The sequence below is a fragment of the Rhodosalinus halophilus genome, from assembly GCF_003298775.1.
GTDB lineage: Bacteria > Pseudomonadota > Alphaproteobacteria > Rhodobacterales > Rhodobacteraceae > Rhodosalinus > Rhodosalinus halophilus.
On sequence record NZ_QNTQ01000017.1, the window covers coordinates 1 to 9,857 of the forward strand.

General features: G+C 65.8%; 11 protein-coding genes. 5 read left to right on the forward strand and 6 right to left on the reverse strand.

Translation table 11 applies throughout. From position 1 onward, the window contains the following. Nucleotides 1–579, forward strand: a 579-nt coding sequence (locus DRV85_RS15920) for a DUF3489 domain-containing protein (protein WP_113290473.1), incomplete at its 5' end; no start/stop codon positions are given. A gap of 54 nt (nt 580–633) precedes the next feature. Here DRV85_RS15920 and DRV85_RS15925 read toward each other — a convergent pair. Further along, nucleotides 634–840 (reverse strand): DUF7220 family protein, encoded by a 207-nt coding sequence (locus DRV85_RS15925; protein WP_113290474.1) that lies wholly within the window; start codon nt 838–840, stop codon nt 634–636. Between DRV85_RS15925 and DRV85_RS19060 the strand changes: the two genes are divergently transcribed. Further along, a complete protein-coding gene (locus DRV85_RS19060; RefSeq protein WP_233495554.1) occupies nt 839–1,537 on the forward strand; it encodes a hypothetical protein in 699 nt (232 codons plus the stop codon). The genes DRV85_RS15925 and DRV85_RS19060 overlap by 2 nt on opposite strands. Here the strand turns inward: DRV85_RS19060 and DRV85_RS15930 are convergent. Both DRV85_RS15930 and DRV85_RS15935 read right to left on the reverse strand, forming a co-directional pair. Then, nucleotides 1,482–2,816 carry a site-specific DNA-methyltransferase gene (locus DRV85_RS15930; protein WP_113290475.1) on the reverse strand — a complete coding sequence of 445 codons (1,335 nt, stop codon included), beginning with the start codon at nt 2,814–2,816 and terminating at the stop codon, nt 1,482–1,484. The genes DRV85_RS19060 and DRV85_RS15930 overlap by 56 nt on opposite strands. Before the next feature lie 760 nt (nt 2,817–3,576). After that, complete coding sequence (locus tag DRV85_RS15935; protein WP_113290476.1) at nt 3,577–4,356, reverse strand: LysR family transcriptional regulator; 780 nt, start codon at nt 4,354–4,356, stop codon at nt 3,577–3,579. A gap of 95 nt (nt 4,357–4,451) precedes the next feature. Here DRV85_RS15935 and DRV85_RS15940 point away from each other — a divergent pair, with 95 nt between their 5' ends. The 3 genes from DRV85_RS15940 (at nt 4,452) to DRV85_RS15950 (ending at nt 8,294) form a co-directional block, all read left to right on the forward strand. Beyond that, nucleotides 4,452–5,180: a class II aldolase/adducin family protein gene (locus tag DRV85_RS15940; RefSeq protein ID WP_113290477.1), complete on the forward strand. Its 729-nt coding sequence runs from the start codon at nt 4,452–4,454 to the stop codon at nt 5,178–5,180. Then, on the forward strand, nt 5,177–6,589 hold the full coding sequence (locus DRV85_RS15945) for a sulfatase family protein (protein WP_113290478.1): 1,413 nt from the start codon (nt 5,177–5,179) through the stop codon (nt 6,587–6,589). Before DRV85_RS15940 ends, DRV85_RS15945 begins: the two co-directional genes overlap by 4 nt. A 64-nt stretch (nt 6,590–6,653) precedes the next feature. Beyond that, nucleotides 6,654–8,294, forward strand: a complete 1,641-nt coding sequence (locus tag DRV85_RS15950; RefSeq protein ID WP_113290479.1) for an ABC transporter substrate-binding protein — start codon at nt 6,654–6,656, stop codon at nt 8,292–8,294. A 270-nt stretch (nt 8,295–8,564) separates the two neighbouring features. Here the strand turns inward: DRV85_RS15950 and DRV85_RS15955 are convergent, their stop codons facing one another. From DRV85_RS15955 to DRV85_RS19430, 3 genes are read right to left on the reverse strand one after another with little or no spacing between them, the layout of a single operon-like run. After that, nucleotides 8,565–9,143, reverse strand: coding sequence for a DUF6362 family protein (locus tag DRV85_RS15955; protein WP_233495555.1), 579 nt, complete (start codon nt 9,141–9,143; stop codon nt 8,565–8,567). After that, nucleotides 9,136–9,339: a hypothetical protein gene (locus DRV85_RS15960; protein ID WP_476705477.1), complete on the reverse strand. Its 204-nt coding sequence runs from the start codon at nt 9,337–9,339 to the stop codon at nt 9,136–9,138. The genes DRV85_RS15955 and DRV85_RS15960 overlap by 8 nt, the downstream gene beginning before the upstream one ends. Next, complete coding sequence (locus DRV85_RS19430) at nt 9,336–9,767, reverse strand: hypothetical protein (protein WP_199526011.1); 432 nt, start codon at nt 9,765–9,767, stop codon at nt 9,336–9,338. Before DRV85_RS19430 ends, DRV85_RS15960 begins: the two co-directional genes overlap by 4 nt. Nucleotides 9,768–9,857: the final 90 nt, after the last annotated feature.

The window sequence follows — 9,857 nt, forward strand, 5'->3', positions numbered from 1 at the left end:
CTTTCCGACACCCAGCTCGTGATCCTCAGCGCCGCCGCGCAGCGCGAGGACCGCAACGTCCTACCGCTTCCCGGCTCGCTCCGCGGCGGCGCCGCCGCCAAGGTGGTCGGCGCGCTGCTGAAGCGCGGGCTGATCGCCGAGACCACGACCGACAGCCAGACCAAGGCCGATGCCGCGCTCAACCGCATCTGGCGCAACGGCGAGGACGGCCGTGCCATCCTCCTGCACATCACCGACGCGGGTCTCGCCGCCATTGGGGTCGAGCCGGAAGGCGGCGACAGCGCGCCCACGAGCGCCAACGAGGCGCCGACCGCGGAGGCCCCGAAGGACGCTCCGGCCGCGTCCGACCCCGCGCCCAAGGCGCGCACACCGCGCACGGGCACCAAGCAGGCGAAGTTGATCGACATGCTCCGCGCCGACGGCGGCGCGACCATCGACGAGATCGTCGCCGAAACGGGATGGCAAGCTCACACCGTGAGAGGTGCCATGTCCGGCGCGCTCAAGAAGAAGCTGGGCCTGACGATCACCTCCGAGAAGATCGAGGGGCGCGGCCGGGCGTACATGATAGCCGACAACTGACGCCGCACACCACGACGAACCCGATGCCGCCGTCCCGCATGGGGCGGCGGCATGTCATCGTGCCCCGCGCACCCGGATCGCCTCGAACAGCCGCCGCAGGGCGAAGGAGCGCGCGATGCTCACCACCGTGAACACCGCGCCCATCTTCAGGTTCTGCGCCAGCGTCGTGTGCAGCCCGAAGACCGGGAAGATCAGGATCTGCGTTGCGACGGCAACGCCGTAGCCAACCGCCACGTTCGCAACCGCCTCGACCAGCGACATGGTTCGCGACTGGCTTCTGGTGTTTACTGGCTCAGTACTACACTCGGCACGAGACATTGGAGAGGCTATGCATGTTGCTGTGATTGACATCGGAAAGCCGGGCAAGAACCTTGGTTGGGCAATTGTCGGCTCCAACCCCGCTTCAGGGACAGACCTTGATGAGGCGATCGATCAGATCTCGGACCGTATTTCGCGGGGCCCGGTGGCTCTCGGCTTCGAAGCCCCGATGTATGTCCCAATGCGCAGCGCTGCCGGTGACCTCACGAAAGCGCGTTCGGGTGAGTGTGTCGGCGGTGTCAATCGACCCTATTCAGCAAGTGCGGGAAGCACTGTGCTGGTGATTGCCACTGTTGTCGTGCCGTACATCTTGCGCGCTCTTCGCTCGGCATCGCCGACATGCATTGCCACTATGGATTATCGTAACTTCTTCTCCGCACCGGCGGGTGTTCTTTTTTTCGAGGCGTTCGTGACAAACCAGAAGAAATCGCACGATGCCCGCCACGTGGAAGACGCTGAGCTTGCCGCAATGCATCTTTTGCACATGTCGGACGGACGGACGCCTTTGGAGAGCGCTATCTGTGAACCCGAGTGCCTGAATTTGCTTGGCGCAATGATGCTTCGTACAGGCTGGGCAACCGATCTCAGTGTCCTTGATGCTGAGTGTCTTGTTGTCCGCCCTCCAGTCGGCACGCTTTGATCGCGGCGAAGCTCCGGCCGTCATCGTCGAGGATCGCCTCGCGGCCGGTCTCCCCTTGCCAGCGTTCAATGGCGACATCGACATATGCCGGGCTGATCTCCATCGCGAAAACGCGGCGGCCGTTCGCTTCGCCTGCCATGATCTGCGAGCCGGACCCCGAGAAGGGCTCGTAGCAGAGGCCGCCGCGGGCGACGTGCTGGCGCATCGGAATGCCGAAGGCGTCGAGCGGTTTCGGCGTCGGGTGATCGGGGCGTTCATCCTTTGCGAAGGATGGCATTTCCCACGTCGAAGGCAGCGTTTGCTCCGCGACCTTCGGCGGGCGGTTCGGACGCCGCCAGCCCATGAAGCAGGGCTCGTGCTTCCAGAGGTAGTGCGACCGGGTCAGGACGCCGCGATCCTTCACCCAGATGATCTGTTGATGGACGAAGGCCCCCGCCTTCTCCCAGCAGGCCTCGAGCATCGCCTGGCGGCGGGAGGCGTGCCAGCAGTACCAGGCAGCGTCCTCGGTGATCGCCTCGGCCACGGCCGCGGCTATGAAGCCGTCGTAGAGCTCCGCGCCCTGCGAGCTGTCGTCCCAGGTCACACCATAGGACTGCGACCAGTCCTTGTTACGCGTCGGGTGGTTCGAGCCGTCGTAGTCGACGAGATACGGCGGATCGGTCGCGAACAGCACCGCCCGCTCGCCGTTCATCAGGCGGCGCACGTCGTTGTGGCTGGTCGAGTCCCCGCAGAGCAGCCGGTGGTCGCCGAGGATCCACAGATCGCCCGTGCGCGAGGCCGGATTGCGCGGCGGCTCGGGGATGGTCACCGGAGGCACCGAGCCCTCGGCGCCTCGCTCTTCTTCACCGCCCCCGTCCGGATCGAACGCCAAAAGCTCGTCCAGTTCGCCGTCGGAAAACCCGACCAGCGACAGATCGTAATCGTCCGCGAGCAGGTCCTGCAGTTCTGCCGACAGCAGCGCCTCGTCCCAGCTGCCGAGTTCCGTCAGCTTGTTGTCTGCAATCCGATACGCCCGGCGTTGCGCTTCGGTCAGATGCCCCAGCACGATCACCGGCGCCTCGGTCAGCCCGAGCTGCGTCGCCGCGAGCACGCGCCCGTGGCCCGCGATCAGCTCTCCGTCCTCTCCGACGAGGCACGGCACGGTCCAGCCGAACTCGGCCATGCTAGCGGCGATCTTCGCGACCTGGTCGGCCCCGTGCACCTTCGCGTTCTGCGCGTAGGGCTGCAGGCGCGCAAGCGGCCAGGTCTCGATCCGCTCGGGGGCGAAGGCGAGGGTCATGCAGGTTCCTGTCGATGGTGAATCGGCAGTGGCCGGGTGGACTCCGGCGTGGCGGGGTCCACCGGCTTCCGGCTGGACTCCGGCATCCGCGGGGTATCCACCCTGAGCGGCCCGTCAGATGTTGGATTTCACGAGGGTTTCGTGACGTCGCGGTTGGACGCTGGACTCCGGTGGCTTCCCAAAAATCCGGCCCTGTCGCTGGCGAAATACCGCGCCAAGCCCGCCAGCATACGTTTCGGCCAGAAAAGGAACCGTAAAACAATGACTTGGCGGCCTGGACCCCGGCTGGACCCCGGAAGCCAAGCCCGGTGTCCAACTCGGGATGAGCGTCGGTTCGTCCAAGCGCACGACCCCAAGTATATCGCCATGGATAGCGTCAGCGGGCCGATCCGTCTCGCCGTCCGGTGTCTCGCCGGAAATTGTCTCAGCGGCTGACAGTTGTTGACACGCTCACGCGCGAAAACTTCCGAGAATCCGATGCGCGACGCAGAAGCGGACGTTTGCGCTAGCTGTGAGCTTTCATTAGGTTGTCCATTTGGTCCCGTCCGGGAAAGCTGAAGGTGCTGACGTTTTAGCTGACCGCTGGAGGGACCAAATGAACGTTCGCAAGAATGCCCGTCTGACGCCGCACAGTCGAGCCGAGCTGGTGCGGCGGGTGCTCGAGGAGGGGCAGGCGCGCAACGGGTGTCGCTTTTCGCGCCGGGCTTCAATCGGACCGAGTGGGGTTTCGCGCGACGGAGAATCCGGCTTGAGGAATACTCTACGACGCGATCATGCGCTTTAGCCAGCCGGCGAACACGCGACCCGTGCCGCTGCGGGTGCGGCACCAGTAGCAGTGTGTGTCCGCCTCGCCGATCTGGAACACTTGTAGGCCGTGACTTTCCACATCGTCCCTAGCCAGGAAGCTCGGGCAGATCGTGCGCGCCTTGAGGCTGCGTGCAAGCTGCAAGGCCGAATGGAAGGTGTCTACCTCCGCGACGGTTTCGCCTCTCAGGGCATCGAAGCTGCGTCGATAGCCGGCAACACGGACGACGCCGCCCGCCGCTTCCGGATGCGCGACTCCGATGAGGGCGCCGTTGCCCAGGATCTCTGCATCCTGCTGTCCGGCAGGTGCGAAGAAGATCTCGACATCAGCGTCGATGCCGAGCGTGTCGCGCGACCAGAGCGCCGTGCGGAGGTTGAGGCGCAGATCCGAGTGGGCAGTTGTGAAGGCATGGAGTCGAGGCATCAGCCAGTGCAGGGCGAAGCTCGCGTTGCTCAACACCAGGAGTTCCGAGCCCTTGGGCTGCTCCAGCCGGTCCAAGGCCGCGTCGATGCGCTGGAGGCCCTGCGCAACGCCGGTCTGAAGCTCCAGTCCTTCCGAGGTGGCGCGCACGCCGCGCGCTTCGCGTATCAGAAGTGTCGTGCCCAGCCGCTGTTCCAGCGCCTGAATCTGCTTGGAAACCGCCGCCTGGCTGAGCCCCAGTTCCTCGGCCGCGAGGGTGATGTTGCAATGGCGCGCCGCCGCCTCGAACGACCGCAACCAGTTGAGGACACTCATGCAATTCCATCCGTTATGGCTACTGCCAAAGAATGATCGCTTCTGCGGCCGGCGTCCAGCCCGTAGTCTCGGGTCATGAAAGACGGAGGTCTGCAATGAAGGACGTCCATCACGACGAGAAGACCATTCGCGCCGAGCTGGCCGCGGCGCTGAGATGGTTTGACCGGCTGGGAATGAACGAGGGCATCGCGAACCATGTGAGCCACGACATGGGCGACGGAACCTTCCTGCTGAACCCCTACGGCGTGCACTGGTCCGTCATTCGGGCCTCGGATCTCGCGCGGCTGGCGTCAGACTGCGATACGGGTGCGGTCGGCGACAATATTGATCCCACGGCCTGGGCTATCCACGGGGCGATGCATCGGCATGTGCCGCAGGCGCGCTGCGTTATGCATCTTCACTCGCGGGCGGGGACGGCGTTGTCGTGCCTTGCCGATCCTACTCTCCCGCCCATCGACCAGAACGCGATGCGGTTCTTCGGGCGCGTCGCCATCGACATGGGCTTCGACGGCATGGGCCTGGGCGACGAGGCGGAGCGGCTTGCCGGCGCGCTCGGTTCGCGCCGCATCCTGTTGATGGCGCAGCACGGCGTGCTTGTCGTTGGCGACAGCGTCGCACAGTGCCTGGACGACCTCTACTATTTCGAGAAGGCTGCCGACACCTACCTGCTCGCCCTTGCCACGGGGCGCGCGCTGAATATTGCCAGCGCTGAGATCGCCGAGAAGACAGCCCGCCAGTGGGAGGCTTATCCGGGTTTCGCCGCCCGCCACCTCGCCGCGATCCGCCAAGTGCTGGATGCCGAGGGCGCGGAGTACGCGGCATGACGGATCACCCCCGGAATCTTCTGATACTCATGTCGGACGAACATCGGCGCGACGCCACCGGCTTCATGGGGCATCCCGCAGCACCGACGCCCGCGCTCGACCGGCTCGCCGCGCGCGGAACGGTGTTCGAGAACGCGTACACACCCGCGCCCATCTGCGTGCCAGCGCGCGCCGCCTTCGCGTCCGGGTTGCCGACGCATTGCACCGGGCACTGGGACAGCGCCGCGCCCTGGACGGGGCAGCCCCGCGGCTGGATGCATGCCCTGCGCGACGCAGGAATCCATACGGCGACCTTTGGCAAGCTGCATTACAAGGCCGGGTCCGATCACGGGGCGGTTGAGGAGATCGCCCCGCTGCACGTGGCGGGCGAAGGCTGGACCGTCAGCCTCGTCCGTGACGGCACGGCGACCTTCGCGGCGGCCCATGAGTTGGCGCTGGAGGTCGCCACTAGCGAAACCGAAACGACTCGCTACGACCGCTCGGTGAGCGATGCGGCAGTCGAATGGATTGCTTCGACCGAACGCACCAAACGACCCTGGGCGGCAATGGTCAGCCTCGTGACGCCGCATTACCCGCTGGTCGCACCGGCAGACTGGCGCGCGCGTATCGACCCGGACCTCATCCCGCCCCCGGTGGCTGCCCGCGATCGCCCGGCCCATCCCGAATTGCGCCGGATCCGCGACTTTTATGACCACGACCCATATTTCGACGACCGGCTGATGGCCGAGGCGCGCCGGAACTACATGGCGCTGGTAGCCTTCATGGACGATTGCATGGGACGCGTGCTCGCGGCGCTGGAGGCTTCCGGCCAGGCGGAGGACACGCTGGTGATCTATGTCTCCGATCACGGCGAAATGCTGGGCGACCATGGCTTCTGGGGAAAGTCGGTAATGCTGGAGGGCTCGGTCGGCATTCCCATGATCGCGGCCGGGCCTGGCGTTGTCGCTGGGCGCTGCGCAACGACGGCAAGTCTTCTCGACATCGCGACGACGGCGCTTCCGGCTTTCGGTCAGAAGGCCACCACTCTGCCCGGGGCGGATCTGCGGGATTTGGCGGCTGCCCCGGACGATCCGAACCGGACGGGGTTTTCCGAATATCACGACGGCGGCTCGACCACCGGGGCATTCATGATCCGCTGGGACCGCTGGAAATACGTCCACTACACGTCCGAACGCCCGCAACTCTTCGATCTGAGGACGGATCCCGGAGAACGTGTCGATCTCGGCGCCAATCCGGACTTCTCTCCTATCCGCGCCGAAGGCCTGCGCCGTCTGCGCGAGATATGCGATCCGGACCAAGTCGATGCCGCCGCCCACGCCGACCAGGACCGAAGGCTTGCAAGGATGGGCGGCCGCGACGCCGCGATGTCCAGCGCCTTCTCCCACACGCCCATTCCCGCTCTGCCCTGAACGACAAGAGCAGCCAAAACCGGGCCGCCGCAATCCCGCGATCAACCAATTCGGAGATGCCGTCATGACACATATTCACCCCGCTGCCCCCGCCCTCGCTCGCGAGGTCGCCGATGGCACGCTGAGCCGGCGCGAATTCCTCACCCGTGCGACGGCACTGGGGGTTGCCGCGCCCGCCGCCTACGCTCTGCTCGGCCTGAATGCCCCGGCAGTGGCACAGCAAGCCATCCCCGCGCAGGGCGGCACCCTGCGCATGCAGATGAGCGTCCGCGCGATCAAGGATCCCCGGACTGCGGACTGGTCGGAGATCGGCAACCTGCTGCGTGGCCCTCTGGACTACATGGTGCAGTACAACAACGACGGCACCTTCACGCCGATGCTGCTGGAGGCGTGGGAGGTCAACGAGGACGCCACCGAATACGTCCTCCGCGTGCGACCCGGCGTGACATGGTCCAACGGCGAGGCCTTCACCGCCTCGGATGTCGCCCGCACCTTCGAATACTGGTGCGACAGCGAGGTGGAGGGCAACACCATGGCCTCGCGCCTGAGCGTGCTGGTGGACGAGGCGACTGGCGCCTTGATCGAGGGCAGCGTCGAGGTCGTCGACGATCTCACCGTACGCCTATACCTTCCCCGGCCGGACATCACGATCATCCCCAGCATGGCGGATTATCCCGCGGCCGTTCCGCACCCGACCTTCGATCCGGGCGACCCAGCCGCCATCGTCGGGACCGGGGCCTATACCTTGGCCGAACTGGAGGTGGGCCAGCGCGCGGTGTTCGAGCGCCGCGAAAGCTGGTGGGGCACGGAGGTCCATGGCGGCCCGTATCTCGACCGGATCGAGTTCCTGGACTACGGGACAGATCCGGCTTCTTGGTTGGCCGCCGCAGAGGCCGGAGAACTCGACATCCTCTACGAAACGACGGGCGAATTCATCGAGGTGTTCGACACCATCGGCTGGGAGAAGTCGGACGTCGTGACCAGCGCGACGCTCACGGTGCGCTTCAATCAACTGGCCGAAGTGGACGGGATCCGCCCCTATGCCGACCCGCGGGTCCGCCGCGCCCTGATCATGGCGACCGACAACGAGCTCGTGCTGGAACTCGGTTACTCCGGGCTTGGCGCGCCGGCCGAGAACCATCACGTCGCGCCGATCCACCCGGAATACGCCGAAATCCCGAACATTCCTCACGATCCCGACGGCGCGAGGGCCCTTCTCGAGGAAGCCGGCATGGCCGATTTCGAGCACGAACTGGTCTCGATCGACGATGACTGGCGCCGGAACTCATCCGATGCCGTGGCTGCGCAACTCAGGGATGCCGGCATTCCGGTGCGGCGTGTCGTCGCTCCCGGCAGCACATTCTGGAACAACTGGCTCCAGTATCCCTTCTCGTCCACGAACTGGAACCATCGACCCCTTGCCGTGCAGATACTCAACCTCGCCTACCGATCCGGCGTGCCGTGGAACGAGACCGGATTCTCGAGCGAGGAATTCGACCGGGTTCTCGATGCAGCGCTTTCGGTCGCGGATGCAGATCAGCGTCGGGAGCATGCCCGTCGCCTCGAAGAGATCATGCTCGAAGAGGCCGTGACGATCCAGCCTTACTGGCGCGCGCTCTACCGCCACATGCGCCCGGGCATCATCGGCGCCGACATGCATATCTCCTTCGAAGTCCATCCCACGAAGATCGGCTTCGACGCGTAAACCCCGTCCGAATGCTTGGCTAGGCGCTGGCCCCCTCGCCATGATGTCATATTCGTGCCCATAACGGACGGACTCCGCACACCAGCATCAGCTAATCGGGAAAGGAGCCCCTGGGAGGCCGGCGGCACGCTCGGGTATTTTCATGTCTTCGACATGGCGACGCAATCGAGGAAGCCTAAACCGGCCATCCGCGTCGCAAGTGTTGGCAGTGGGCCGTCTGCGATGCAATGAACGACCTTTGTTTGCAGTTTCGCATTATTGGCACATCGCCTATCGTCGCCGTGCGTACGCGTTGCAGCGAATGCCCGGTCCACCGCCCGTACTGCCGAAAGCCCTCGGGGCGGCAGCGGAAAACGAGCACATGCCGCGATAGGCCGGAAGGTCCGAACAACGGCCATTGAGTCGTTCCGCAGCTGAGGTCCGGTTCACCCCGTCCGCCTCACCACGAACGCCATGGACCTCTTCCGCGGCACCTGCCGCCCGTTCAACCGCCACACGATTACGGCGATCCCATACTGCCAGCGCCGGTTCGCCGTGGCGCGGCTGATGCCCAACTCCCAGCAGATGGGCTTCCAGGGCGTGCGGTTTTGCGCGCAGCCAGACGATGCGGGCGTCGTCGCGCTCCAGCCACCGCAGCCAGAGCATCGCCGCCTCGGCCTCGGTGATCTGACGCGGGCCGGGCCGAGGCCTGCGCATCTCGGGCTCCTGGCCCACCTGATCCGCGAAGCCGAGGAAGTACTCGGGCCAGGCGTTGAAGTATCCGGTGGGCTTCACAGCGGGCAGCTGCGCGAACACGTCCGCCGCGCTTTCCAGCCGGTCCTGCACCCGTGCCGTGGTCCATTCACCCATGGCGCATGTCCTCCGGTCGCTTGCCGTAGAGACGCTCGCCCAGTTGGCGGACGAGCTCGCGCTCGGGCCAGGTCAGCCGGTCGTCGTCGATGGAGATGGCCAGAACGCCCTGATCGCGCCAGCCGTCGCGTTTGACGCGATCCGGATCGCGCCGCTCGCCGCCATAGCCCGGAGGGTGCCAGCGCATGGTCTTCATGACGCACCTCCCGTGTTTTCGCCCAGCACGCTGGCGGGAAAATCCAAAGACGGCGTGTCCGGGCCTCTCACCCTGTCGAGATGTGAAGGGCCGACTTCGCCCCCAGAATTCTGGGCTTCCGACGGCGCTGCTGGGCTCTTGGCGACGAACCGTGCCTGGCGCTCCGCGCGTTCTTCGTCGGTGAGAGCTCTGCGCCACGGGTTTTTCCCCATGCGGAACGGCCAGTTCGGGCAATCCACGGCCGTGCAGAGCCGCACCTCCCGGGTCGAGCCATTGCAGCAATCGAGGCATTTCAGCCGCAGGGCGCGCAGCGGAGAGACACGGGCGTGGCCGAGCCGCTCCAGGTCGTCGGTGGAAAGCCCGCGAGGATCGCGACCGACGTCGTAGCCGTCTAGGCGCTCGAGGCCGATATGGCGATGCTGGCTCATGCCTGCCCCTCCCGCCGCTCTCTTTCCATCACCGCCCGCCCCTGCTGGGCCCGGCGACGGTCGCGGTCGTTGGCGAGGTCGATCCGGCTC

What these genes read in the sequence shown, in the direction of transcription:
- DRV85_RS15960 (WP_476705477.1), bottom strand. Translation starts at nt 9,339, where the DNA reads ATGAAGACCATGCGCTGGCACCCTCCGGGCTATGGCGGCGAGCGGCGC.
- DRV85_RS15945 (WP_113290478.1), top strand. Translation starts at nt 5,177, where the DNA reads ATGACGGATCACCCCCGGAATCTTCTGATACTCATGTCGGACGAACAT.
- DRV85_RS15955 (WP_233495555.1), bottom strand. Translation starts at nt 9,143, where the DNA reads ATGGGTGAATGGACCACGGCACGGGTGCAGGACCGGCTGGAAAGCGCG.
- DRV85_RS15940 (WP_113290477.1), top strand. Translation starts at nt 4,452, where the DNA reads ATGAAGGACGTCCATCACGACGAGAAGACCATTCGCGCCGAGCTGGCC.
- DRV85_RS19060 (WP_233495554.1), top strand. Translation starts at nt 839, where the DNA reads ATGGTTCGCGACTGGCTTCTGGTGTTTACTGGCTCAGTACTACACTCG.
- DRV85_RS19430 (WP_199526011.1), bottom strand. Translation starts at nt 9,767, where the DNA reads ATGAGCCAGCATCGCCATATCGGCCTCGAGCGCCTAGACGGCTACGAC.
- DRV85_RS15925 (WP_113290474.1), bottom strand. Translation starts at nt 840, where the DNA reads ATGTCGCTGGTCGAGGCGGTTGCGAACGTGGCGGTTGGCTACGGCGTT.
- DRV85_RS15930 (WP_113290475.1), bottom strand. Translation starts at nt 2,816, where the DNA reads ATGACCCTCGCCTTCGCCCCCGAGCGGATCGAGACCTGGCCGCTTGCG.
- DRV85_RS15935 (WP_113290476.1), bottom strand. Translation starts at nt 4,356, where the DNA reads ATGAGTGTCCTCAACTGGTTGCGGTCGTTCGAGGCGGCGGCGCGCCAT.
- DRV85_RS15950 (WP_113290479.1), top strand. Translation starts at nt 6,654, where the DNA reads ATGACACATATTCACCCCGCTGCCCCCGCCCTCGCTCGCGAGGTCGCC.